The sequence below is a fragment of the Shimia sp. FJ5 genome (assembly GCF_032918335.1).
In the GTDB taxonomy this organism is placed as follows: Bacteria; Pseudomonadota; Alphaproteobacteria; order Rhodobacterales; family Rhodobacteraceae; genus Shimia; species Shimia aestuarii_A.
Genome location: NZ_JAWJUV010000001.1, coordinates 1,146,241 through 1,170,647, shown reverse-complemented (window position 1 = coordinate 1,170,647; position 24,407 = coordinate 1,146,241). Strand labels below are relative to the sequence as shown.

Here is a 24,407-nt window from a genome sequence, read left to right as displayed (position 1 = left end):
GATGATTCCATCATCCCGATCCTCATCCCCATTTCCGGCGAATGCCGACCCGCTCGGCCATGCCGTAGAAGAATCCAAGGTCCTCGAACCGAAAGGCTTCGAAGGCGATGCTGGTGCGGTTGCAGAGCCGGATTTCCTGTCGGGGCAGATCGAGCCAAGGCAGCAGGTAGTAATCGAGCTCTTCGCGGTTGTCGGGATCGAGCCGCACCGCCAGCGTGACGTCGGCCTGATAGCGCATCGGGTCAAAGCGGATCCGCCAGCGCAACCGCCCGTCGGCCTGTGGCTGGCAGCGCGCCAGAAGCAAGCTGACGACCATCTCATCGTTGATGGTCAGCAGATCGGTCTTGGGATCACGCGCCACCGTGCCGCCCACCTCCGCGATCGCGGCCTCTGTGCGGGCGATGATCTCCGGATGCATCCCGCGCAGGCGCTTGTTCAGCGCAATGCGCTCCTGATCCCGGTCCGAGCGATAGCCAATCATTTCATAGGCCCGTGCGAGCGAACCAAACCGGTTCCGATAGGCCGAAGATGAGGGCATGTCCGGCGTCTGGTCGATCAGCACCCCGGAAAGCTGGCCGGCGTCTGCGTAAAGCCGTTTCAGGTGATCCAGCAGTTCCTCGTCTGACAGGCGTGCAGACCGCGACGTGATGACCTCCTGCGCCGTCAGGAAGAACTCAAGCGGCACGATCCCCTCAAAGGCGCCTTCCTTGCGCACCCACATGTCGGGCGGGTTGTCCACATGCAGCTTCTTCAGCTTAAAGGATGACCGGTTATAGACGTTGTTGCCGATGTATTTCTCATTGGTCAGAACCGTGCGCACCGTGCCGGAAGTCCAGGGCCGATCCAGATCGGTGGTCACGCCTTCTTCGTTCAGGCGGTCTGCGATCTCGCGGAAGGACAGGTCCTCCTCGATCAGCCAGCGATACATCTTGTTGACCCAGGCCACTTCCTCGTCGGGCCCGGGCATCAGTATGACGCGGTCCGTCTGCAGCGACTTGTGCTCTCCGCGTTTCAGCTCGCCCTTGATCTCGCCGCGCTCATTTACCAGCACTCGGCGCAACCCGAAGCCGGCCGCGCCGCCTTGGCGGAAGCCCAGCTCTATCAGGCGGCACTGGCCAGCGAAGACCTTGACCGAGAGCTCCCGGCTGTATTCGCCCGCCATGGCGCGTTTGACGCCCTTGACGATGGTCGAGACGGGCGAGCCATCATTCTCGAACTGCTCGGCGCAATAGGCGACGTTTATGCCGGCGCGCTTGCAAATGTATTCGTAATAGGCACTCTCGTCCGCATCTTGGAACCGACCCCAGCGGCTGACGTCATAGACCAAGATCACGTTGAAGTCGGCTGCGCCGGATTCCACATCCGCAATCAGCTGCTGCAGGGCTGCACGCCCGCCGATGGAAAGGCCGCTCTTACCGTCATCGGCATAGGTCTTGATGATCTCGATGCCGCGCTTCTCGGCATATTCGCGGATCTTGTCGGACTGATTGTGGGTGGAATACTGCTGGTGTTCCGTCGACATGCGCACATATTGCGCCGCCCGAAACTCGGTAATCTCGCCACTTCCGTCCAACTCAGCCTCCGATCCGTCTTCAAGTCAGTCGGACGTTTGCGTGGGTGGCAAAACGTATCAAGTTGATAGTTCGAGATTATCGCATTATTTCAATGCACTGCGGTCAGATTTTGCAGTTCTCTTCTGACAATTTCAAAGCACTGATGGGATTCCATACTTGCATTCGTTCGCAATTGAGCGATATCCCTTCATCATTGAATTGAGTGAGTTGCAAAATGACTTTCCATGATCGCGGGACAAGCTGGTTTCTAGCTCAGCTGAAGCCGAACTGCGCAAACATTGCCGATAAGAACCTGAAGCGGCAGGGCTTTGGAACCTTCCTTCCTATGGAAGAAGAGACCCGACAGAGAAACGGCAATTTCACCACTGCCATGCGGCCGTTGTTTCCTGGCTACATCTTCGTGGCCTTCGATGTTGCCCGCGGGTTCTGGCGCACCGTGAATTCGACATATGGCGTCACACGACTGGTGAGCTTCGGCAAGGAGCCGACAGCCGTGCCGTTGGACCTTGTCTCACAGCTCATGCTGCGTTGCGACGCGAAGGGCAAGTTGCTGCCGCCGAAGCTCCTGAAACCCGGCGATCAGGTGACCCTGACCAAGGGGCCGTTTGCCAATTTCGTAGCGGAGGTGGAAAAGATCGCACCGGACCGGCGCGTTTGGGTCCTGATGGAGATCATGGGTGCTCAGACGCGGGTTGCAGTTGGGGCGGATCACCTTCGGGCAGTGTGAGGGCGCCCCAGCCTTGACATGCGCCCCTAGACCTTATATCTTCCCCTGGAAGGGAAAGATTATGGCAACAACAGCACACATCGACGATCTCACTGTGAACGAGGCCGCCCATCTTGCAGGTGTTTCAGTCCGCAAGGTTGAGAAGTCGTGCGAAGAAGGCATCGTGCACAAGAAGAAATACACGGGGTATCTGGTAAAGCGTGAGGTGTATCACGTGCCCGCGGAAACCGTGGTCTATACAGCCGCCCTAAAAAACTGTGCAAACATTTCCCCGAACAAGACTTTCAAAAAGCGTCTGTGGCGGTTCCTTCGGACATCTCGTAGGCTTGAGGGCTCCTTCGGAGTTGCGGACCTTGGTGAAGGCCTACTGCTTAATCTTGACGCCATCGCCGGCACGGAATGGTCGCTCGCTCGTTCCTACATGGCCGCAAAGAATAAGTATCTATCAAGCGATCCTGAAATTCTTGGTGGCGAGCCCGTAATCAAAGGGACGCGAATTACATGCCGCTCTGTGAAGGGCCGTGTTGATGCCGGTGACACGCTTGACGATCTCGTTGAGGATCACGAGGGTGAAATCCCGAAAGAAGTCTTCGAGGTCGCGCTGACTTACGCAAATAGCCATCCCGTTCGCGGAAGGCCTGGAGCTGGAAAGCCGTGGCGCTGAAGTGAAATAGGAAAGCGCACGAACTTGCAGCTATTTATTGACGAGTGCTTATCGCCGAAGGTGGCCCTCGAACTGATTGAAATCGGGCATTACGCGGTTCATCCACGAAATCAAGGCGGCATGGGCGAACCGGATCATGCCGTCTTGGCGAGGGCGACGCGCGAAAACCTTGTGATCGTGACCGAGAATGCAAGGGATTTTCGAGCCTTGGTCGCTCGAGAAGAAATTCATCCGGGGATCATCATTATTCCCTGCACCTCCCGTGAGAAGTCGAAAGCCTACCTGTTGTCGGCGATCGATTATCTTGCTGAGCGTGGCGACCCAGATGATGTCATGGTGAACCATGTCTTGGAAGTTGAAGAAGATGCGCAGGGTGGGATTACGATGAAGTTGTATCCCTTGCCGGCGACGTAAAACGGTTGGCTGTCAGACCTGTTCGAACCGGATAACTTTCGAACCCTGATCGGCTTCAATGATTACAATAACTTAAGGGGTGGAGAGGATCCGATCCTAGGCCCATTCCCTCCCAAACCGCCATGAGCCGACATGAACCGACACTGGCCGACATGGAGTACATTAATCGAGCCGAGACTCGCTGCGTTGGCGCAATAAATAATATATTACTTACAATAACTTAATAGAATTTTTCGCCGATTTCAAGTCGTTGATAAAATGTTGCAATGCTCGGGTAGAGAATGTTTGCATCCCGTCCGCCTGTTTCGGGAAATTCACGAGCGCGCGGTGCCTTTGCAGCCATTTAGTACATTCTGATAGATTGCCGTGAGCAACATCAACGTATTGTTTCTACTCATAAATACGCATTGACCGCCATGAGCCGACATAGGGGGTAGAGAGGGTTCGCGGCGGGTGACTCCCCCTCCGCCATTTTCCACCTTTCGCAGTCAAGGTGCCGTGCAGGCGCGGATCGCCGCACGAATTTCGTCGCTTGGGTTTTTCAAAGAAGACCGGATTGAGGTGGGCAGGGCAATCTCGTAGCGTTCTGCCATGGCTAAACTCTCCTCATTTAAGCAATTAGGAACCCGTCCCGAGATCATCCGTTTGGTGGTAAATCACTCAGGTGAGAACGCGCGATGCTGCGCTTCCGACGGTTCTTCCATCTACGACCTATTCAGCTTGGAGCGCAGTCATTCTTCTAGGTCAAATAATAGGCAGCAGCACCGGCGTACTTCTTGAGAGGGCGGGCGTCTTGCGGGGTGACCCAATCGTTGTTTTGGCAAAAGAGACTGTTTCGCATTGGCCTGATGGCACCTTGCAACCTCGTTTTCCGTGGTCTTGCAGGCGATTGCGGCCGTTTGCCGGAAATCCCTCTACTGAAACCGGAGGGTTTGGGGGCGCGGCTAGGATGTTTCGAACCAGTATGACGTCGATCAAATCAGCCTGTGTGAGACCAAAGCTGCATTGCGATGGCTTGGATCTCATCCGGAGACCCAGCCATGAAAGTGGCGCCTTGAGACAGGAGTTTTTCTGGCGACTGCCACCCCCAAGTGACACCGATGGAGGCAATGCCTGCGGTGGCGGCCGCTTTGACATCACTCACCCCGTCACCCACCAGAGCAATGGGCCTGAAGTGCCCCTCACGTCGTAACAGCATGATCTTTTCGGCCTTGGTTCCGGGCTCGGAGCGAGAAAGAAGGACGGAAATGCAGTCCGTGATGTCATTGGCTGTGAGAAAGCGTTCGATGAACCCTTTTGGGGAGGCCGATAGAATGCCCACAGGTATCTCTGTCGAGATGTTTTTCAGTGTGTCGATGATACTGGCAAAGGCCGGTGCGGTATCACTCCGTTCTTCAAGAAGCTTGGTGGCATCGGCGGCGAAGCCAGCGGGGCAAAGCCCAAGCGTTTCGGCGAGTGCTTCGAACGTAACATGTTCAAGCTCGGCAAAAGGGTTGGCTGGCAGGTTGCCCTGATACCCCTGACACCGCGCGGCACGGGTGCAAATGTCAGTGTAGATTTGCAGAGAGTCCGCCATCACGCCATCGAAGTCGAACAGAAGCATCTCTTGATCCGTGGTGCCGGGAATATTGTCTCACGGCGGGAAGCGGGGGATACTGCGCAGGCTCTCCTGGCCTGCGCAGTGTCTTTTTTGTCGTCACTCAGAGAGCGGCTTCGAACAGGGCCGTGACATTCATCTCGGTCAGCTCGATCGGATTGCCGCCACAGCTCGGGTCGGTCAGTGCTCCGGAAACGAGCGCTGGAATCGCGTCTTTGGTCACGCCCATCTCGGATAGCTTGCGCGGGATGGCCATGGAGTCGTTCATGGTCTGCACAAAAGCGCGGAACCCGTCGAACCCTCCGTCGATGCCGAGATAGGCCGCCGCCAAGTCGAACCGGTCGGCAATTACGGGCGCATTGAACTCAAGCACCGCCGGCATGCACACCGCGTTGGTGGTGCCATGATGGGTGTTAAAGTGCGCCCCGATCGGGTGGCTCATCGCGTGAATGGCGCCGAGGCCCTTCTGAAACGCCGTCGCCCCCATCGCCGCGGCACTCATCATCTGTGCGCGTGCTTCAAGGTCGTTGCCATCCTCGTAAGCGCGGGGCAGATACTCTTTCACCAAACGCATCCCCTCGAGGGCGATACCCTGACTCATCGGGTGGTAATGCGGGCTCGAGAACGCTTCGACACAATGGGCAAAGGCGTCCAGACCCGTCCCTGCAGTGATGAACTTCGGCATACCCACGGTCAGTTCGGGATCGCAGATTACGACACCCGGCAAGACTTTGGGGTGGAAGATGATCTTCTTGGCGTGGGTTTCGGAATTGGTAATCACGCTGGCGCGCCCGACTTCCGAACCGGTCCCTGCCGTGGTCGGCACAGCGATGATCGGAGCAATGACATCCGCATCTGCGCGCGTCCACCAATCGCCGATATCCTCGAAATCCCAGATTGGGCGGGTTTGACCGGCCATGAAGGCCACCATCTTGCCCAGATCGAGGCCCGAGCCGCCGCCGAATGCGATAACCCCGTCATGGCCGCCAGCGTTGTAGGCCACAACACCGGCTTCGAGATTGGTTTCGTTCGGGTTCGGATCCACGTCGGCGAACAGACCGCGACCAAGCCCTGCGGCCTCCATGATGTTGAGGGTGTCCTGCGTGATTGGAAGATCGGCCAGACCGCGATCCGTGACAAGCAGAGGATTTTTCATGCCGAGGGCCGCGCAGGCCTCCGGCAGTTCCTTGATCCGGCCGGCGCCGAACTTGATGTTGGTCGGGTAAGACCAGTTTCCAACAAGAGACATGTGGTGTTTCCTTTAATATCCCAGAGACCCGTGACAGGGGCTCAGGCAGTGACTTTCTTGAGGTGGTAGCTCTTGGGGCGGGTCAGGTTGTGATACCCGATGACCGAGAGCCCCCCACCACGGCCGGTGTTCTTGCAACCGGTCCAGCACAGTCCCGGATCAAGATAATCGGCGCGGTTCATGAAGACCGTGCCGGTTTCGATCCGGTCTCCCACACGCGCGGCACGGTCGATATCGCGGGTCCAAAGGGATGCGGTCAGCCCGAACTCGCTATCGTTCATTAGCTCGATGGCTTCTTCGTCGGAGGCCACTTTCATGATGCCCACAACCGGTCCGAAGCTCTCCTCGCGCATGACGCGCATGTCGTGCGTGACATTGGTCAGGATCTGCGGCGTCAGGTAGGCCCCGCCGTCATCCGCGGGCATGGTGTCGATATGGGGCACGGCGCCAGCGGCGACGGCTTCGTCGATCTGGGCACGCACTTCCTTCGCAAAACGCGTGTTGGCCATCGGGCCGATTGTCGTATCGGGGTCCAGAGGATTGCCCAGTTTCATCGCTTGCACGATCGCCACGGCCTTGTCGACAAAGGCGTCGTAGAGGCTTTCGTGCACATAGATCCGTTCAATCCCGCAGCAGCACTGTCCGGAATTGAACATGGCCCCGTCGATCAGCGTATCTACGGCGGCCTCTAGGTCGGCGTCGTCCATCACATATCCCGGATCCTTGCCGCCCAGTTCCGTACCAACTCCGGTAAAGGTGCCTGCTGCCGCATGTTCCATAGCGCGTCCGCCACCGACGGAGCCGGTGAAGTTCACGAAGTCGAACGCGTTGGCCGAGATAAGGTCGGTTGTCACGTCATGATCGAGAAAGAGGTTTTGGAACACGTCGGTCGGAACGCCAGCCGCGTGGAAAGCAGCCGCCATACGCTCGCCCGCCAACAGCGTCTGGGAGGCGTGCTTCAGGATCACGGTATTGCCCGCGATTAGGGCCGGTGCCACCGTGTTGATCGCAGTCATGTAGGGGTAGTTCCAAGGCGCGACCACAAACACAACGCCATGCGGCAGACGTTTGATATAGCGTTTGAACGTGTCGTCCTCGCCCACTTCGATATCCGCGAGCGCTTCCTCTGCAATGGTCGCCATGTGGCTTGCGCGTTCCTCGAAGCCGCCAAACTCGCCACCATAGCGGACGGGGCGGCCCATCATATGGGCCAGTTCCGGCACGATCTCGTCATTCATAGCGCCAACGGCGGCCACACCGTCCATCACCAGCTCGGTCCGTTCTGCGAGAGACCGCGCTGCCCATGCCTTTTGTGCGGTGCGCGCGCGGACCACCGCGTCGGTCGCCGCCTCAAGCGAAAGGGTCGGACGTTCGGCGAAAACCGATCCGTCTATCGGGGAGATACATTTCAATGTCATTTGTGTCAGGCTTTCTCAAACCCGCGCGCGACTTCCCAGTCGGTCACGACGCGGTCATATTCTTCTTGTTCGACTTCAGCGGCACGGGTGTAGTGATCTACCACCCAATCACCCAAGGCAGTGCGTAGCATGTCCGACTTGCGCAGGGACTCGGTCGCGGCGCGCAGGGTATAGGGCACATCGGCGACATCCTGCATGGAGTAGAGGTCACCGGAGACCGGCTCGGGGCACGCAAGGCCTTCTTCTATCCCGGCCAACCCGGCGGCCAGTTGGGCAGCGCAGGCGAGGTAGGGGTTAATGTCCGATCCCGGAATACGGCACTCGATCCGCACACCCTTGGTATCTTCTCCGACAAGACGGAAACCAGCAGTGCGGTTGTCAACGGACCAAGCGCTTTTCGTGGGGGCGAAGGTGCCGGGCACAAACCGTTTGTAGCTGTTTACATATGGCGCCAAGAACACCATGCCGTCGGCGGCATATTTGATCAGTCCCGCCACGTAGCTGCCCATGAGGTCGGACATGCAGCGCGGCTTGTCCGCATCGTAAAACACGTTCTCGCCATCCCGGAACAGGGACTGGTGAATATGCGCGGCGCTGCCGACCTTGTCGTGGTGCCACTTGGGCAGGAAGGAGGCGGCATGGCCTTTCTGGTCCGCGATTTCCTTGATCGCCTGCTTGGAGACCGTGTGTTGATCGGCGGCCAGAAGCGCGTCTGCATACCGGATGTTCAGTTCTGCCTGACCAGCCTCGGCCTCGCCTTTTGTGTTTTCGACCGGGACGCCCGCTTCGACGAGCAGATTGCGGATCGGACGCATCACGTGCTCTTCTCGCGAGGTCTGGAGGATGTGGTAGTCCTCGTTATATCCACCCAGCGTTTCAAGATCACGGAACCCGCTCTTGCGGATTTCATCATAGCTTTTCTCGAACAAGAAGAATTCCAGTTCGGTCGCCATATAGGGCGTCAGCCCCATGGCTTGTGCGCGCGCAACCTGTTTCTTGAGAATCTGGCGGGGCGAATGGGGGACGGGTTCGTGCGTGTGGTGGTCGATAACATCACACAGCACCATTGCGGTGCCGTCGAGCCATGGAACACGGCGCAGCGTGCCAAGATCGGGTTTCATGACATAGTCGCCATAGCCCGCCTCCCAGCTTGTGGCTGCGTATCCGTCAGGCGTTGCCATTTCCAGATCGGTTGCCAGCAGGTAGTTGCAGCAATGGGTTTCCTTGTGCCCGCTTTCGAGGAAATTCGAGACGTGAAACCGTTTGCCCATCAGTCGACCTTGCATATCGACGAGGCAGACTAGGACGGTGTCGAGCGTCCCGGCCTTGGCTTCGGACGTCAGGGTGTCCAGAGAAATCAAACCGGACATTGGCCAGCCTCCTTGTTCTTCGTAAGTGCGAGCGCTTTCAGCGCGTCGATAATGAGCGCCCCGGTATCAGTAGCGACGAGGTGTTGTTGCAGCGGTGTTGCGATCATGTCGTTGCGATACTCCAGCATGACGTTGAGCCATTTCCTCGGAAGCGCGTGGTGCTTGAGGGTATGGGTGACCCCATCTTCGGGGCCGTAGGGTTCATTGCGCGCGACCTTGAGGGAGGTGTGGTCGTGCGCCAGGTCGAGCATTTTGTCGGCAAGGGCGGTGTCTTCGTCGTTGAGGATTCCCAATTGGACCTGGCGGGGCTGGCCGTGAAAAACCGGTGTAAAACTGTGCACCGTGACCAGAACGCCGGAGGCTCTCTGATCCAGCATCTCCGAGACGGCCTTTTCAAAGGGCCGGTACACCGTGTCGATGCGCTCGGCCCGTTGCTCTTTGGTCAGATCGCGGTTGCCCGGAATGTCGTAGATCTCTGACACTTCGCGGATGGCCGTATCTGACTCGGGCGGGCGGTTGCAGTCGTAGACCAGCCGGGAGACAGCCGATGCGACAAGAGGCGCGTCCAGTATGGCCGAGAGTTCCCGCGCCACACCATAGGCGCCGGGGTCCCAGGCCGCATGGCTGTTGGCTGCGTCCTTCGTCAGCCCCAGCCCGCCATAGCGGGCTGGTATATGCTGTGAGGCATGTTCACACACCAGAACGATGTCTGACGTGCCGGAGCCATTGAAAATGATAACGGGGGTGTCGTCCATCAGACCTTTACCCGCTCCATTTTGGGATCGAACAGGGGGGCAAGCGACACGGTACAGGGGACGCGCACGGTTGCGACCTCGAGTTCATAGTCACCGTCGAGAATATAGGCCCGGTCGAGCCCCTCGTCACAACGCACGTACCCCATGGCGATCGACTTACCGATCGTGTGGCCGTAACCGGCCGAACTGATGTAGCCGACACGCTCGCCATTGCGGTAGATGGTTTCACGCCCCGATAGGATAACATCGCCCTCTGTCGTAAAGGTGGCGAGCATCTTCTTGAGCTTGCCTTGACGCTGTTCTTCCACCGCTGCGCGGCCCTTGAAGGGAATGTCTTTCTTCAACTTGACCGCCCAGCCCAAGCCGGCCTCGTCTGGTGTGTGGTCCGGCCCGATATCGGACGGCCAGGCACGATACCCTTTCTCAAGCCGCAAGGTTTCGATCGCGCGGTATCCCGCGTCGATCAGACCATGTTCCGCACCGGCGGCGTGCAACGCTGCGTAGACGGTCGTGGCGTATTCGACCGGCAGGTGAAGCTCCCAGCCCAACTCGCCGACATAGGTCACGCGCAGAGCGTTGACGGGACATCCGGCGATGCCGATCGTCTTGGCCTTGCCGAACGGGAAGGCCGCATTCGACACGTCGTCGTTTGTCACGGCCTGCAGGATATCTCGCGCTTTGGGCCCCATGAGGGAGAGGACCGCATAGGACGAGGTGACATCGACGAGCTGGGCGTTCATGCCGTCGGGGATGTTCTTGGAAATCCAGTCGAAATCGTGCGTGGCATAGCCGGTCCCTGTGACAATGTAGTATTCATCCTCCGCGACACGAACACAGGTCAGGTCACATTCGATACCACCTCTGTCGTTCAGCATCTGGGTATAGATCAACGATCCGACAGGCTTGGCCACGTCATTGGACGCAATCCAGCTCAGTGCGGCTTCGGCATCCGGGCCTTTCAGTGCGAATTTGGCAAAGGATGTCTGGTCGAACAGAACTGCGGCATTTCGGCAGGCGTTGTGCTCTCGGCCGACTGGAACGTGCCAGTTCGGGCGCTCGAACGTGTAGATGTCCCGCTGTTCCTCTCCGGCGCTTGTGTCTGCGTACCAGTTGGGTCGCTCCCAGCCGAGCTTTTCCCCGAATACGGCACCCTTGGTGTGCAGCGTATCGTAGAGAGGCGATTTCCGGCAGGGACGGCCGGAGTCGTGCTCTTCGGACGGCCAAGCCATCGTGTAGTGTTTGCCATAGGCCTCGATCGTGCGGGTGCGGATCCAGTCATCGTCAAAGTGCGGGCGCCCAAAGCGGCGGATATCGACGGGCCAGAGGTCGAACGGCGGTTCGCCTTTGGCGACCCATTCCGCCAGTGCCATGCCTGCACCGCCACCGGCGGCGATACCATATGCGTTGAAACCGGCGCCCACGAAGAAGTTCTTCAGTTCGGGCGCTTCGCCGAGGATGAAATTGCCATCCGGGGTAAAGCTCTCGGGGCCGTTGACCAGTTCCTTGATGCCTGCGGTTTCCAGCGCTGGCACGCGGCCGAGGGAGAGCTCCATCAGCTGTTCGAAATGGTCAAAGTTGCTATCCAGCAGTGTGTAGTGGAACCCTTGAGGGATTCCGTTGGTGGCCCAAGGGATCGGGTTTGGCTCGTAGCCGCCCATCACAAGGCCGCCGACTTCTTCCTTATAATAGGTCAGGCGGTCGGGATCGCGCAGGGTCGGCAGGTTGGAGGGAACGCCCTCGATCCGTTCGGTCACCATATACTGGTGCTCCATCGGGACGAGCGGGACATTCACACCGACGGATTTCGCAAAGGTCCGTGTCCATTGACCACAGCAGGCGATCACGATCGGGGTTTCGATGCGGCCCTTTTCGGTTTCGACGCCCTTGATCACACCTTTTTCGATATCGACGGAAGTCACTTTAGTGTCTTCGAAAATCCGCGCGCCGGCCATGCGTGCGCCCTTGGCCAATGCCTGCGTGATATCCGAGGGGTTGGCCTGACCGTCGGTCGGCAGATAAGCTGCGCCGATGACGTCGTCGATTGTCATCAGCGGCCAAAGCTCCTGCGCCTCTTTCGGGGTCAGCAGTTGCATGTCGAGGCCAAAGGAATGGGCTGTGGTGGCCTGACGTTTGACTTCGGTCCAACGCTCGGGATTACAGGCCAGTCGCAGCCCGCCGTTCATCTTCCAGCCCGTGCCCAGACCTGTTTCCTGTTCCAGCGAGTTGTAGAGATCGACAGAATAACCCAGAAGCTGGGTGATGTTCGCGTTCGAGCGCAACTGGCCCACAAGGCCTGCGGCATGGAAGGTCGTGCCGGATGTCAGCTTCTTGCGTTCGACAAGAACCACGTCCCAACCCAACTTGGCCAGGTGATATGCGGTCGAGCAGCCAACGATCCCGCCGCCAACGATGACGGCTTGTGCAGTATTAGGGAAATCGCTCATTTTGATCCTCTTTGGGAGTAGTATTCAGAAAGGGCCTGCCTGTAGCGGGCCAGGTTGTCAGCGGTGTAAGCGGCATAGTCGAAGTCGATCTTCGAGGTGATTTCCGAGACCATGCTCCACATGGTCTCGCGCAGCAGGGAGGCGCATTTCATCGCGCCATAGCTGTTCATCAGGTCCCGATCCGATGGTGTGCCGAAATAGGTTTCCAGCATCAGATGCTCGGCGTCAGGAGATAGGCCACAGTTGGTGGCGAGACCACCAAGGTCGAAGAGGGGCGAGTTGAAACCGCCGTAGTCCCAGTCGATGAGCCATAGCCTGTCCTCGGCACGCAGGAGGTTTGATGGAAGCAGGTCGTTATGGCCGAGAACAAGGTCGACCTTGCCAACGGCCTTTTCCAGCGCCTGGGCCTCTAGCATCAGTTCGGCCAGAAGCGGGGTATGGGGCGATGTGTTTTCCGACAGGAACGCCGCATAGTCGTGCAGCACGTGGAACACCCAAAATGTCAGAACCGGACCGCGGACCTTTTGGGTCACGTCGCGGTGCAGGGTTCGGATCAAACGGACGGCCTGCTGCAACGTGTCGGTGTCATGCAGATCGGCGGCCTCGAGCGGTGTCGACGGGATATAGTCAAGCACCAGAACACCGGGGGCGGTGTGATGGATCGCGGGCGACAGGCCACAGGCATGAGCCGCGCGTGAGATGGCCAGTTCATTGAAGCGCATCACGCCGTGTTCGGGAATGTCCTCGCCGAACCGGACCACGTATTCGCCGGCTTCGTCTGACACTCTCAAGTTGATGTTCGTGATGCCGCCACCGAGTTGTGATATCTGCGGTGTTCCTTGCCAACAGGGCAGGGCGCGAGCGGTTTCAAAGGCGCGATCGAGTATAGAGGTCATTTGATCCCCAACCTTTCCTGCGAGTTGCGAGCGAGCGCCGTGACGATGCGATCGGCGATGATGGCGATGAAGGCTACTGAAAGTCCGGCAATGATCCCTTGGCCCGTGTTGGCTTTGGTCAGGGCGATATAGACCTCTTGACCAAGGTCACGAGTGCCGACCAGCGCGGTGATCACGAGCATGGACAGGGCCAGCATAATGGTCTGGTTCAGCCCCAGCAGCAGCGACGGTGCAGCCAGCGGCAGCTTGATCCGCAAGAGCAGCTGGCGTTCCGTGCAGCCCGACACCTTGCCGGCCTCAATCAATTCGCTATCGATTGAGCGGATACCATGGGCCGCATAACGGACCGCCGGGGCGAGGGCATAGAGGACGACGGCGATCATCGCCGAGAAGTCACCCACTCGGAACAGCATGACCACCGGGATGAGGTAGACGAAGCTTGGCAGGGTCTGCAGTGTGTCAATCAGCGCACCGATGACATTGTTGGCACGTGCGCTCTGTCCGGCCCAGATGCCAAGCGGGATGCCGATCACGCTGGCGATGAGGACGGAGACGGAAACCAGATAGACGGTGATCATCGCTTTGGCCCAAAGACCGTTTGCGGCAATGAAGAGGGTCATCAAGGCCGATATCAGCCCCAGCTTCCAGCCGCCGAGGCGACCGGCGGCGATCCCGACGACGAGAATGCCCCAGATCCACGGGATGCCGGCGAAAAAGCGCTTCACAGGCAGCAGGAGGCTGGTCAGGAAGAATGTTTTGATCGCTTCGAACGTGTCGAAGAAGGTGATGTTGATCCACTCCATCATTGTGGTCCAGATCGAGCCGGTGTTGATGGTGACGGCTTCGGGCAGAACGCGGAAGGCAGGCACGTAGAGGCTCAGAAGTGTGGTCACGACAGTCAGGCCAAGCGCAGCACTGGTCAGCGGATAGCGCAGGTAGAAAGGGTGCGCCGGGTCAGGGCGGGGGCGCACACGCCGGATCGCGAAAGCCTGGCTGACGCGATCCAGCGCGATTGCCATGACGACGATGGCCAGACCAGCCTCGATTCCGCCGCCGATGTCCAGGCGCCGTAGCGAGGTCAGGACGTCGTAGCCGAGACCGCCCGCACCGATCATCGACGCGATGATCACCATGTTGAGCGACAGCATGATGACCTGGTTCACCCCGACCATCAGGGACGGGAGCGCGGTCGGCACCAGCACTTTCCACATCAGCTGACGCGGTTTGCAGCCGACCATGCGCCCTGCCTCAATCACCTCTTCGGGAACCGTCTGAAGGGCCACGGTAGAAATCCGCACCATGGGGGGCATGGCGTAGATCACGGTGGCAACGAGGGCCGAGACCGGACCGAAGCCGAACAGGAAAAGGATCGGGACGAGATAGGCGAAGACGGGCACAGTCTGCATGAGGTCGAGCACCGGGCGCAGGGTCCGCTCGAACCATGGGTGACGATAAGACAGGATGCCGAGCATCAGGCCGCCAGCCACCCCGATCGGCACTGCGATCAGGACCGAGGCGAGCGTGACCATGGCGCTTTCCCATTGGCCGAAGATCGCGAGATAGGCAAAACACAGGGCGGCGAGCCATGCCAGAGCCTTGTTCTTGGCATAATATGCCAGCGCCGCCATCGTTCCAATGATCGCAATCCAGCTGATGGAGGGAGCGATTTCGATGGCTTGTTGCCCCTGGCCGACAGAAAATCCATCAATCAGCAGGGATCGCACCATTTGATATGGCAGCTCGATGACGGCTGCGATGAAGCGTGTCAGGTCACGGAAAGAGAAAAAGCCGAAATGGGCCTCTTCAACCAGCCACGACATGGCGCTGGAGATCCAAACATCCAAAGGCAATTCGTACTGCTTTGGAAAGCGGATGATCCAGCGCGCATCCAACGCCTTGTAGAGGGCAAAGGACCAGGTCGACAGCGCCCACGTTACAAGAAACAGAGGGAGCCAGAAAAGACGGGGTCCGGACGTCAGGAATTTGAACAGCCTGCTCATTCCACGCCCCGCCCGATCATAACGTCAATAGCGGCGCGTGCGTCGATGGTGCCGATCGGCGCCTGATCCTCATTCAGAACGCGGAACGGCAGAGAGGCTTCGTCCAACTGATGGACGGTGTCCGCGACTGTCAGGTGGCCAGGAAGATCGCCGGCATATTCGCCATCGGGCACACCCGGTGACATGATGGATTCCAGGCGCATGACCTTGGCGCGGGGAATATGGCGCGTGAATTCCTGCACATAGGGCGTGGCCGGATTCATCACCAGATTTTCCGGCGTGTCGATCTGCTCGATACAGCCATCTTTCATCACGGCAATCCGGTCTGCCAGTCGAATGGCCTCGTCGAAGTCATGGGTGATGAAAACGATAGTCTTGTGCAGCAAGGATTGGAGGCGCAGGAATTCGTCCTGCATTTCCCGACGGATCAGGGGATCAAGCGCCGAAAACGGTTCGTCGAGGAACCAAAGGTCGGGGTCTGCAACCAATGAACGGGCGATGCCGACACGCTGCTGCTGGCCTCCCGACAATTGGCGAGGGTAATGGTCTTCGCGCCCTTTCAAGCCGACGGTCTCGATCATCTGGCGCGCGCGGTCTTCGCGGTCTTTCCGGGAAACGCCCTGAATTTCCAGCGGGAAGGCGGCGTTTTGCAAAACGGTGAGGTGGGGGAGCAGTGCGAAATGCTGAAACACCATGCCCATTTTCTTGCGACGCACGTCAATCAATTCGGCGTCGCCCATGGTCAGAAGATCACGGCCTTCGAAGTTGATCTCGCCCGCCGTGGATTCGACCAGACGTGACAGGCAGCGCACAAGTGTGGACTTGCCGGAGCCGGACAGCCCCATAATGACAAAGATCTCGCCCTCGTAAATCTGGACGTTGGCGTCACGCACCGCGCCAACAGAGTGCGCCTTTTCGAAATCGTCAGAGGTCGGTGCGCCATTGTGTTGTTCAAGAAAGGCTTTGGGCTGCGGCCCATAAATCTTCCACACGCCGCGGCACTCCAGTTTTACGGAACGCTCCATATTTACCTCGGGGTTGGGCCGGTTTCGGCCTGTATTGTAGGAAAATGTGGGGAGAAGGCGCGGGGAGTGGGGCGCCTTCTCCGGTGGGCTAATTTTACTTAACCCAGGTCGACCACGTGGCTTCGTTGGCGGTCATCCATTCGGCGACGACGCCCTCGATGCTTTCGCCCTCCAGATCGACTTTGCCGACGAGGGAGCCCATCGTGTCATTGTCGATGTTGAAGGCGTTGATTGCATCTGCTGCACCCGGCCATTTCTCTGCGACGCCGGACCATGCGACTTTCCAGATGGGGCCGGTCGGCTTGCCACAGTCATATGCTGCGTTCGGGTTCACGCCGACGGATGGGTCGTTGTAACATTCGGAAGAATAGGGCGGAAACTCGACGAATTTTCCGTCATATTTGGCTGTTGCCCAGTGCGGCGAATAGATCCACAGGACAATCGGGGCTTTCCGCTGGTAAGCGGATTCCAGCTCGGCAAAAAGCGCCGCGTCGGTGCCCGCGTGAACCACTTCGAAATCCATGCCCAGAGCCTCGACGCGTTCGTCATCAAAGCCGCCCCATGTCACGGGGCCGCCGAGGTAACGGCCCATGGGCGCGGTCTCGGGGGTTGCGAATTCCATGGCGCAGTCATTGAGTGCTTGCCAGTCGGGCAGGCCGGGGCAGACCTCTTCCATGTAGGCAGGATACCACCATTCCTCGATGGCTTTCATGCCGCTCGGGCCCATGTTGACCACTTTGCCCGTGCCAAAGGCTTCGTCCATGGCTTCGCGACCGGTGGTTTCCCAGATTTCCATGGCGACATGCAGGTCACCGGTTTTCAGGCCCGCAAACTGCGCGATGTAGTCAGCCTGGACGTATTCGACATTGTAGCCCGCTTTTTTCAGGACTTCGCCCATGATGGTGGTGGTGATGATCTGGCCGGTCCAGTCATGCGTGGTGAGCTTGATCGGGTCGAGGGATTCAACGTCTGCAATCGCCCCCGAGGCCGAAAGGGCCGCCAGAAGTGCCGCGGAATATGTGGTTAATTTTGTCATGATCAGCCTCCGAGCTGTTGGTTTTTTGGGTTTTGCAAATCCAGTTGTCTGAAAGTGCGGTATTGCGTTGATGGTTGGTCACATACCAACAAAAAGCAACAAAAAAAGTTCGATAAAGTTGTAAACCCGAAAAAATATGTGGAATTATGTCGATAAAAGAAGCTTAATGTTGGGAAAGCCACGTTGCTGACCGCCAAATTGGAGAAGAATCATGGAGACACGGGTAAACCACCGACAGAGAGCTATCCTGACGGAATTGCACCAGTCCGGCGGTTCAATGCGGATTCATGCACTGGCCGAAGCTCTGCAAGTGACCGAAGAAACGGTTCGCAGGAACCTCAAGGTGCTGGCCGATGATGGGGTGGTCGAGAGAATGCACGGTGGTGTCCGCCTCATGAACGACAGCGCTGAGGCTGATTTTAACGCGCGCTACCGCGAGAACCCGGTCGCCAAGCAGCGGATTGCCCAGCATGTGGCCAGCATGTTGCCCAACGATGTGTCGTTGTTTCTCGACATCGGAAGTACGACAGCCCATATCGCCGATGCGCTCCGCGATCACCGTCGTTTGGTGGTGGTCACGAACTCTGTTTATGTGGCCTTTCGCCTCGCCACGCGGAATGAGAACCGTGTCTTCCTCGCCGGTGGCGAGCTGCGCGGGCATGATGGTGGTGCATTCGGTGCGGATGCCATGGAATTTGCGGCGAACTTCAATACCGACTACGCCGTACTGTCTTCCGCCGGGATCAGTGAAAAAGGGTTCTTCCTGTATGATCTGGAGGAGGCGCGGTTCTCGCGTCTCATCATGCGTCAGGCCAGCACGCGTATCATTGCGGCCGATTCAAGCAAGTTCGGCCGTGTCGCACCCGTTGATATCGGTCATCCCGAACATGTCGATTACCTGATTTGTGACAAGGAACCGCCCAAGGCAATTGTCTCGGCGGCTCTTGGCGATTGGGGCACCGAGATTCAGATAGCCAAATAGGAGAAATGATGAACACCCCGTTGGAAGAAATCGGCACGATCGCTGAGAAAATCTCGCGCGAAGCAAGCGCGATCCCGATGGCCCATTTTCGCGCAGCGCTCGATATCGATGCAAAGGCCGATGATAGCCCTGTGACCGTGGCGGACAGAAAGACGGAGGCTTACATTCGCGACGCCCTGCAAAGCGCCTTTCCCGATCACGGGATCTTTGGCGAGGAATACGGCATCTCGGGCTCGCTCGACGGAGAGACCTGGATCATCGACCCGATCGACGGAACCCGGTCGTTCATCACCGGGTCGCCATTGTTCGGTATGTTGCTGGGGTTTCTGGCTGAGGGATGTCCCAAGCTCGGGCTGGTCCGGATGCCGGCGTTGGACGAGACATTTGTCGGATTGGCGGGCAGTGGGGCGACGTTGAACGGGGCCGCCATACATTGCCGCCAGACCCGGACACTGAGCGAAGCGATGATTTACCTGAATGAAGGTGAACGACTGGCGGGGATGAATCCGGAGCTGTTCGGACGGCTGTGCCGCAGCGGACATACACGGCGTATGGCCTATGATTGCTATCCCCACGCGCTTGTGGCGGCGGGGCAGATTGATGCCGTAGTGGATTGCGGACTCGAGCCTTACGATTATCTGCCGCTTGTCGGACTCATCGAGGCTGCTGGTGGCGTGATTACGGACTGGCAGGGCAGAGACCTGACCCTCGACTCTGATGGCAAGGTGGTGACTGCGGCGACGCCCGAGTTGCTTCAGGAGATGCTCGAGCTGATCAACGGCTAAATGAGAAAGGGCGCCGGAGAGATTTCCGGCGCCCTTCTTCTATTCTTATAAATGGGAAAGTCGCGTCAGCCAGCCGTCACCGCCGCGACGTGGGCCGGGAAATCTTTGCCATTCATGAGTGTCTTGCAGCGGTCGAAGCGTGTGGTGGCATAGGCCCAGAAATCTTCGGCCGGGTTGTCATCGGCGTGCTGGATCAGGCCCCATAGCGTCCAAAGCAAGTCGCACATGGCTTTGTAGATGACGACGCGCCCTTTTTCCGCCGCAGTGGGCTCGCGTCCGAAATAGCCGCGCAGCAATTCAGCCTCCTGCGCATCGTCCATTTCGGCTTCGACAGACAGGTCACCAACGTCCCACAGCGGGTCGTTCATGCCGGAATACTCCCAATCGACGATCCACATCGCGCTGCCATCATCGAGAAAGTTCTCGCAAAGCGGATCACAATGGCAAGGTGCAAGGCGGGCGGGGTTGGCATCCAGTGCCTCCTTGACCGGATCTGCCGCCTTGACCACGGCATGATATCCTTCGGGAAGATCGACATCCTTGGTGGCCAGAACCTTGAGATATTCCTCGATCATCGCAAAAAGTTCGAACCGGAAATCAAAGCTTTCACCCGATTGATGCAGCTTGGCCAGTGCTTTGCCGGCGCGTTCCGGGGCCCCGTTTCTTTCCTTGAACAAGGCGGGTGTCATCGTCTCGATGTTCTCGATTGCGGTTGAGACCATTTCACCGGAGGCGGCGTTGGCCCAGAGGACCTCGGCCGAAATGCCGGCGCGCCAAGCCGCTTGGGCGTTGGTGATTTCAACGCCGCGGTCGATGTATTCATTGGTCCCGTCTCCGGGAATGCGCACGATCACGCGCGCGTCCGAGGTTTCGACAAGATGGACAAGATTGGTCAACCCGCCAAGGCGTGTGATTTTGCATTGTTCTGCCGAGACGCTCTCGAAGCCGGGTGTCTTCCGCAAGGTGGACAGAACGGTTTGAGTGTATTCGTACATGAGCGCTCCTTAGGCTTTAAGCTTTTCATTCTGAGGGTCAAACACCGGCCCGTCGACCTTCGTTATCGCGTGTCGCTCGCCGAACACCTCGATTTCAAATTCTGTTTCATCACACAGCGCTTTTTCAAGGTAGCCGAAGATGATGGTTTGCCCAACCGAGTAACCGAACCCGGCGCTTGTCGCGAGGGACACTGTTCGGCCATCGTGAATGATCGTTTCGCCGCCATAGAGGGGCAATTTCGTTGCTGTGACAAAGGTGCAGAGCTTCCTATCCGGCCCTTCGGTTTTCTGCTTTTCAAGAACACCGCGGCCGAGAAAATCACCTTTGGCCTTGAGATGGACCCGGAAACCGAGCCCCGCCTCGATGGGGGTGTAGTCGGGGGAGATATCGCCGGACCAGTAGAGATACCCTTTTTCCAGTCGCAGGGAATCGATGGCACGATAGCCGACATCGCGAATGCCATGGGCTTCTCCCGCGGCGCGCAAGGTTTTGTAGACGTGGGCTGCAAATTCAGTTGGAACATGCAATTCCCAGCCAAGTTCACCGACGAAGCCAATGCGAACAGCACGTACCGGTGCGCTGCCCACGGTGATATTTCGGGCGGTACCGAACGGGAAGGCTTGGTTCGATACATCCTGTTCGCAGACCGCTTGCAGCACATCACGCGCTTTGGGTCCGCAGATGTTGATCACGGCCCGGCCCGAGGTGACCTCGATCAGATGCACCGAGCCGTCTTTGGGCATGTTGCGGCGGATCCAGTCTTCGTCATGCGTTCCGAAGCCTGATCCTGTCACAAGGTAGAAATGGTCGGGCCCTAACCGGGTAATCGTCACGTCGGCCTCGATGCCACCGGTTTCGTTACAGAACTGAGCGTAGATCACTGTGCCATCGGGCTTGTCCATGTTGCAGGCGGCAAGGCGCTGCAGGAGATCGAGGGCGCCGGGGCCGATGATTTCGAACTTGGCAAAGCTCGACTGATCGATAAGGGCGACGCCTTCGCGCACCGCTTTATGCTCTTCAGCTGCGAACTTGTGCCAGCCGGGCTCGAGGAAATCGAGCTGATCGACCGGTTCGACACCTTCAGGCGCGAACCAAAGCGGTCGCTCCCATCCGTTCTTCGAGCCGTAGACAGCACCGTTTTTCTTGAGGATGTCATAGAGGGGAGAGAGACGCAGGTTTCGCGCGCTTTCATGTTCCTGTCCCGGATAACGCATTTTGTAGTGATGGGCGTAGTGCTCGACTGCGCGCGGATACATAAAGGACTTGGTACCATGATGCGGACCAAATCGACGGCAATCGAGAGGCCAAAGGTCGAGGCTTGGGCGCCCTTCGGTGATCCATTCGGCGATCATTTCGCCAGCGCCGCCGCCAGCGGCGATTCCGTAGAGGAAGCCGGTCGCCATCATAAGGTTATCAAAGCCCGGCGCCCAACCCAGAACGAAGTCGCCGTCGGCAGAATAAGGGATCGGGCCGTTGATCACAGAGCGGATGCCGACCTCGTTCAACACGGGGGTCACTTCGGCTGCAAGCTCTGCGAGGGGCCCGAAGCGGTCGAGATTGTCCGGTAGAAGCTGACGCACGAATTCGCCGGGAATGCCATCGTCTCCAAAGGGTAGGGTGCCTTCTTCATAGCCGCCGATCACAAGGCGTCCCCCCGCATCGGGCTTGTAGTAGACAAGGCGTTCAGGGTCGCGCAGGGTCGGCAGCCCCTTGACCAGCTCGATGTCCGGCAGCGGCTCGGTCACGATATACTGGTGTTCCACCGCGCAAGCCGGCACGTGAATCCCCAGTTTTTCACCGAGTTCGCGGCTCCACATCCCAGCGGCCATCACGATGGTTTCGGCTTCGTAATCGCCCTCGCTGGTCATGACTTTGGTGATGCGGCCGTCTTTGACTTCGAAATCTAGAACCTTCACGCCTTGACGAATTTGTGCGCCGTATTTTCGCGCACCTGCGGCGATGGCCTGGCAGAGGCTGGCGGGATCAACATGCCCGTCCGAGGGGATGAAGGCCGCGCCCTGGAGCCCGGTATCGTCGATATAGGGAAACAGCTCTTTGGCTTCTTGCGCCGTGATCATTTCCATTTCCAGATCGAAGCTCTTCGCCATCGTCGTCAGGCGCTTGGCTTCAAGCAGTCGTTCGTTCGTCGCGGCCAATCGCAGGCTGCCGACTTTCTTCCAGTCGAACGCCATGCCGGTTTCTTCTTGTAGCCGGTCATACATGGCGACCGACCGTTTCAGCATACGGGTGGTATTGCGCGACGAGCGCAGCTGTCCGACAAGCCCCGCCGCGTGCCAAGTGGCGCCTTCTGTCAGGGATGCCTTCTCAAGAAGAACAACGTCCTTCTCGCCATTTCTTGCTAGGTGATATGCGGTGGAGCATCCGATGATACCTCCGCCAATGATGAGATGCTTTGCCGAATGGGTGGTCATTTCCGATTCCTCACTGAATTCGGAAGTAGACTGACACAAAACCAACAAAAAACAACAAATAATGTGGATAAATGTTGATGTGGGGTTGGAATTGGCGCAGGATGCCTTTCAATCTGGCGTCTAACTCGGGCTCCAGAGACCAATTCTGTGTTGGAACAGACCAAAGGAGGTCGCTCATGGAACACCCTGCTCGGAATTCCTTCAGTTCAGGCGCGCAACCGGTGCAGCCGATTGTACAGGATGTCGTTATCGTTCTCGGCGAGGGAGCGACACTCGCGGATTGCAGCGCGGTTACCCAGCCGATGCATACAGCCAACTCGGTTTCAGGTCTTGTGCATTTCCGCTGGCACTATGCGTCGCTTTCGGGAAGGCCTACGAAGCTCGCCTGCGGTGCCGAACTGGCCTGTAGTACCGACATGAACCAGTTGCATCGAGATACCCTGGTCGTGCTGAACTGGGGAAGAACACCTTCGGAAGAGGAAAAGAAGCTAATTTCATGGCTGCGCCGTCAATACCGTGTGGGTAACAGGTTCATTCTGTTAGGAAACTCTGTTTTCACCATGGCCCGAGCCGGTTTGTTGAGCGACATTCCCGTTGCTGTTCATTGGGAGTGGATGGACCCCATGCGAGAGCTGTTTCCCGATGTCGACTCGGTCGATCAGCTCTATACGGTTACGCCGCGTATCTGTGCCAGCACGTGCAGCGATGCGGCGACAGAAATGATGGTCGGCCTGATCGAGGCACGTCATGGGCGCGATGTCTCATATGATGTTCAGGGGCAGCTTAACCGGCCGGCATGCCGTCCTCCGAGCACTCCCCAGAGAATCCCGCTGGCCCGCAAATACGGGTCTCGCAACCAGATTTTCCTGTCCGTGGTGGAACGTATCGAGAGGAGCTACGAAGAAGACATCTCGGTTCAAGATCTTTGCCGCGAATTCAACATCTCCAGACGGCAACTGGAACGGCTTTTCGCCAAGAAAACCGGGACATCGCCGTTCAGATTCATCAAGGATCATCGCCTGCGCAAGGCACAGAAACTCTTGCAGGTGACAAACATGAGCGTTTTGGAAGTTGCCCTCGCTTGCGGGTTTCCGTCTGATTCCTGCTTCAGAAACGCTTTCAAACGCAAATTCGGGGTAACACCAACACAGTTTAGCTGAATTTCCGTGCCGTAGTTGCGCCCGGTGTTGGATTCTGGAAAATAGCAACCATGGCTAAGTATGATCAAGAAATCCTCAACGCTGTCGCTTTGCGTGGTACTATGACAGTCACGGAATTGGCAGAAATGCTGGATGTTTCGGATCAGACGATCCGCCGGATCGTCAAGCCTCTGGTTGCCGATGGAAAGGTCGAAAAGGTACACGGCGCCATCGTCAGCGTCGAAAACCCCACGACGGCGCCTTTCCAGATCCGGATGCAACACAACCGCGATGCCAAGGCGCGCATCGCAGCAAAAATTGCGGAGCTTATTCCTGACGGGGCGTCGCTCGCGATTGATGCGGGATCAAGCTCTGGTTTTGTTGCTCAAGCCCTACAGATGAAGCAAGACCTCACGATTGTGACCAATTCCGCTTTTGTGGCCAGCAACCTCTCCATGACTAAGGGCAATCGAGTGTATTTTGCCGGAACGCAATTACGTGATTATGACGGCGCCTCCTACGATCGAACGGCATTTGACACGATCGGTCGAATGCAGGTCGATTTCTGTATCGCAACCGCGGCGCAGGTTCACCCGGAGCGGGGTTTCCTGATGAGTGAGCAATGCGAGGCCGATATGGTCATCGCGATGGCACAGATTGCGGAGCAGGTCATTTTCGCCGTCGATCACAGCAAAATGCACACGGAAGGCACCTCCGGTTTGATCGCGGCAGAGAATGTCTTTGGGTCTTCTTGGATGGTGACGGATCGTATCATCGACGACGACCGCTATGCAGAGTTGACCAGAGTCATAACGATCTGATCTTGCGGGCAAAGGCTGGCGCTATTGGTCGCAAACGGAGACGGGTTCCCATTCATTTGTCGCTCCGCCATTCTCTTCGGCAA

General features: G+C 58.0%; 20 protein-coding genes. 7 read left to right on the top strand and 13 right to left on the bottom strand.

Annotation, left to right across the window (positions count from 1 at the left end):
* Window positions 1–22 precede the first annotated feature (22 nt).
* A complete protein-coding gene (locus R1W01_RS05870) occupies window positions 23–1,573 on the bottom strand; it encodes a recombinase family protein (protein ID WP_317275063.1) in 1,551 nt (516 codons plus the stop codon).
* A 215-nt stretch (window positions 1,574–1,788) separates the two neighbouring features.
* Between R1W01_RS05870 and R1W01_RS05865 the strand changes: the two genes are divergently transcribed.
* From R1W01_RS05865 to R1W01_RS05855, 3 genes are all read left to right on the top strand, one after another.
* On the top strand, window positions 1,789–2,301 hold the full coding sequence (locus tag R1W01_RS05865; protein WP_317275062.1) for a transcriptional activator RfaH: 513 nt from the start codon (window positions 1,789–1,791) through the stop codon (window positions 2,299–2,301).
* Window positions 2,302–2,362: 61 nt separating this feature from the next.
* Complete coding sequence (locus tag R1W01_RS05860) at window positions 2,363–2,965, top strand: DUF433 domain-containing protein (RefSeq protein ID WP_317275061.1); 603 nt, start codon at window positions 2,363–2,365, stop codon at window positions 2,963–2,965.
* A 24-nt stretch (window positions 2,966–2,989) separates the two neighbouring features.
* On the top strand, window positions 2,990–3,379 hold the full coding sequence (locus R1W01_RS05855) for a DUF5615 family PIN-like protein (RefSeq protein WP_317275060.1): 390 nt from the start codon (window positions 2,990–2,992) through the stop codon (window positions 3,377–3,379).
* 979 nt (window positions 3,380–4,358) lie between these two features.
* Here R1W01_RS05855 and R1W01_RS05850 read toward each other — a convergent pair.
* The 10 genes from R1W01_RS05850 to R1W01_RS05805 form a co-directional block, all read right to left on the bottom strand.
* Complete coding sequence (locus R1W01_RS05850; protein WP_297755238.1) at window positions 4,359–4,982, bottom strand: HAD family hydrolase; 624 nt, start codon at window positions 4,980–4,982, stop codon at window positions 4,359–4,361.
* A gap of 97 nt (window positions 4,983–5,079) precedes the next feature.
* Entirely contained in the window at window positions 5,080–6,225 is a 1,146-nt protein-coding gene (locus R1W01_RS05845) for an iron-containing alcohol dehydrogenase (RefSeq protein ID WP_297755236.1), read from the bottom strand.
* A 41-nt stretch (window positions 6,226–6,266) separates the two neighbouring features.
* Window positions 6,267–7,643: an aldehyde dehydrogenase family protein gene (locus tag R1W01_RS05840; protein WP_297755234.1), complete on the bottom strand. Its 1,377-nt coding sequence runs from the start codon at window positions 7,641–7,643 to the stop codon at window positions 6,267–6,269.
* Window positions 7,644–7,648: 5 nt separating this feature from the next.
* Window positions 7,649–9,013 carry a glutamine synthetase family protein gene (locus tag R1W01_RS05835; RefSeq protein ID WP_243612725.1) on the bottom strand — a complete coding sequence of 455 codons (1,365 nt, stop codon included), beginning with the start codon at window positions 9,011–9,013 and terminating at the stop codon, window positions 7,649–7,651.
* Window positions 9,001–9,768 (bottom strand): N-formylglutamate amidohydrolase, encoded by a 768-nt coding sequence (locus tag R1W01_RS05830; RefSeq protein WP_297755229.1) that lies wholly within the window; start codon window positions 9,766–9,768, stop codon window positions 9,001–9,003. Before R1W01_RS05830 ends, R1W01_RS05835 begins: the two co-directional genes overlap by 13 nt.
* Window positions 9,768–12,212: an FAD-dependent oxidoreductase gene (locus R1W01_RS05825; RefSeq protein ID WP_317275059.1), complete on the bottom strand. Its 2,445-nt coding sequence runs from the start codon at window positions 12,210–12,212 to the stop codon at window positions 9,768–9,770. The genes R1W01_RS05830 and R1W01_RS05825 overlap by 1 nt, the downstream gene beginning before the upstream one ends.
* Window positions 12,209–13,108, bottom strand: coding sequence for a choline kinase family protein (locus R1W01_RS05820; RefSeq protein WP_317275058.1), 900 nt, complete (start codon window positions 13,106–13,108; stop codon window positions 12,209–12,211). Before R1W01_RS05820 ends, R1W01_RS05825 begins: the two co-directional genes overlap by 4 nt.
* A complete protein-coding gene (locus tag R1W01_RS05815; RefSeq protein WP_317275057.1) occupies window positions 13,105–15,108 on the bottom strand; it encodes an ABC transporter permease in 2,004 nt (667 codons plus the stop codon). Before R1W01_RS05815 ends, R1W01_RS05820 begins: the two co-directional genes overlap by 4 nt.
* Entirely contained in the window at window positions 15,105–16,100 is a 996-nt protein-coding gene (locus tag R1W01_RS05810; protein WP_411028146.1) for a quaternary amine ABC transporter ATP-binding protein, read from the bottom strand. The genes R1W01_RS05815 and R1W01_RS05810 overlap by 4 nt, the downstream gene beginning before the upstream one ends.
* A 127-nt stretch (window positions 16,101–16,227) precedes the next feature.
* A complete protein-coding gene (locus tag R1W01_RS05805; protein ID WP_243612731.1) occupies window positions 16,228–17,169 on the bottom strand; it encodes an ABC transporter substrate-binding protein in 942 nt (313 codons plus the stop codon).
* A gap of 211 nt (window positions 17,170–17,380) precedes the next feature.
* Between R1W01_RS05805 and R1W01_RS05800 the strand changes: the two genes are divergently transcribed.
* Both R1W01_RS05800 and R1W01_RS05795 read left to right on the top strand, forming a co-directional pair.
* Entirely contained in the window at window positions 17,381–18,151 is a 771-nt protein-coding gene (locus tag R1W01_RS05800; RefSeq protein WP_243612732.1) for a DeoR/GlpR family DNA-binding transcription regulator, read from the top strand.
* 8 nt (window positions 18,152–18,159) lie between these two features.
* Window positions 18,160–18,936, top strand: coding sequence for an inositol monophosphatase family protein (locus R1W01_RS05795; protein WP_317275055.1), 777 nt, complete (start codon window positions 18,160–18,162; stop codon window positions 18,934–18,936).
* A 65-nt stretch (window positions 18,937–19,001) separates the two neighbouring features.
* Here R1W01_RS05795 and R1W01_RS05790 read toward each other — a convergent pair whose 3' ends face one another.
* Together R1W01_RS05790 and R1W01_RS05785 are read right to left on the bottom strand one after the other, a co-directional pair.
* Complete coding sequence (locus R1W01_RS05790; RefSeq protein WP_317275054.1) at window positions 19,002–19,931, bottom strand: phosphotransferase; 930 nt, start codon at window positions 19,929–19,931, stop codon at window positions 19,002–19,004.
* A gap of 9 nt (window positions 19,932–19,940) precedes the next feature.
* Window positions 19,941–22,364, bottom strand: a complete 2,424-nt coding sequence (locus R1W01_RS05785) for an FAD-dependent oxidoreductase (protein WP_317275053.1) — start codon at window positions 22,362–22,364, stop codon at window positions 19,941–19,943.
* A gap of 176 nt (window positions 22,365–22,540) precedes the next feature.
* On the opposite strand from R1W01_RS05785, the gene R1W01_RS05780 reads away from it, so the two are divergent.
* Both R1W01_RS05780 and R1W01_RS05775 read left to right on the top strand, forming a co-directional pair.
* Complete coding sequence (locus R1W01_RS05780) at window positions 22,541–23,524, top strand: GlxA family transcriptional regulator (RefSeq protein ID WP_317275052.1); 984 nt, start codon at window positions 22,541–22,543, stop codon at window positions 23,522–23,524.
* A gap of 50 nt (window positions 23,525–23,574) precedes the next feature.
* Window positions 23,575–24,324, top strand: coding sequence for a DeoR/GlpR family DNA-binding transcription regulator (locus R1W01_RS05775; protein WP_243612737.1), 750 nt, complete (start codon window positions 23,575–23,577; stop codon window positions 24,322–24,324).
* Window positions 24,325–24,407 lie beyond the last annotated feature (83 nt).

Excerpts from the sequence above, each read along its gene's own strand:
- R1W01_RS05865 (WP_317275062.1), top strand. The coding sequence starts at position 1,789 with ATGACTTTCCATGATCGCGGGACAAGCTGGTTTCTAGCTCAGCTGAAG.
- R1W01_RS05860 (WP_317275061.1), top strand. The coding sequence starts at position 2,363 with ATGGCAACAACAGCACACATCGACGATCTCACTGTGAACGAGGCCGCC.
- R1W01_RS05850 (WP_297755238.1), bottom strand. The coding sequence starts at position 4,982 with ATGCTTCTGTTCGACTTCGATGGCGTGATGGCGGACTCTCTGCAAATC.
- R1W01_RS05845 (WP_297755236.1), bottom strand. The coding sequence starts at position 6,225 with ATGTCTCTTGTTGGAAACTGGTCTTACCCGACCAACATCAAGTTCGGC.
- R1W01_RS05840 (WP_297755234.1), bottom strand. The coding sequence starts at position 7,643 with ATGACATTGAAATGTATCTCCCCGATAGACGGATCGGTTTTCGCCGAA.
- R1W01_RS05835 (WP_243612725.1), bottom strand. The coding sequence starts at position 9,013 with ATGTCCGGTTTGATTTCTCTGGACACCCTGACGTCCGAAGCCAAGGCC.
- R1W01_RS05830 (WP_297755229.1), bottom strand. The coding sequence starts at position 9,768 with ATGGACGACACCCCCGTTATCATTTTCAATGGCTCCGGCACGTCAGAC.
- R1W01_RS05825 (WP_317275059.1), bottom strand. The coding sequence starts at position 12,212 with ATGAGCGATTTCCCTAATACTGCACAAGCCGTCATCGTTGGCGGCGGG.
- R1W01_RS05820 (WP_317275058.1), bottom strand. The coding sequence starts at position 13,108 with ATGACCTCTATACTCGATCGCGCCTTTGAAACCGCTCGCGCCCTGCCC.
- R1W01_RS05815 (WP_317275057.1), bottom strand. The coding sequence starts at position 15,108 with ATGAGCAGGCTGTTCAAATTCCTGACGTCCGGACCCCGTCTTTTCTGG.
- R1W01_RS05805 (WP_243612731.1), bottom strand. The coding sequence starts at position 17,169 with ATGACAAAATTAACCACATATTCCGCGGCACTTCTGGCGGCCCTTTCG.
- R1W01_RS05800 (WP_243612732.1), top strand. The coding sequence starts at position 17,381 with ATGGAGACACGGGTAAACCACCGACAGAGAGCTATCCTGACGGAATTG.
- R1W01_RS05795 (WP_317275055.1), top strand. The coding sequence starts at position 18,160 with ATGAACACCCCGTTGGAAGAAATCGGCACGATCGCTGAGAAAATCTCG.
- R1W01_RS05790 (WP_317275054.1), bottom strand. The coding sequence starts at position 19,931 with ATGTACGAATACACTCAAACCGTTCTGTCCACCTTGCGGAAGACACCC.
- R1W01_RS05785 (WP_317275053.1), bottom strand. The coding sequence starts at position 22,364 with ATGACCACCCATTCGGCAAAGCATCTCATCATTGGCGGAGGTATCATC.
- R1W01_RS05780 (WP_317275052.1), top strand. The coding sequence starts at position 22,541 with ATGGAACACCCTGCTCGGAATTCCTTCAGTTCAGGCGCGCAACCGGTG.
- R1W01_RS05775 (WP_243612737.1), top strand. The coding sequence starts at position 23,575 with ATGGCTAAGTATGATCAAGAAATCCTCAACGCTGTCGCTTTGCGTGGT.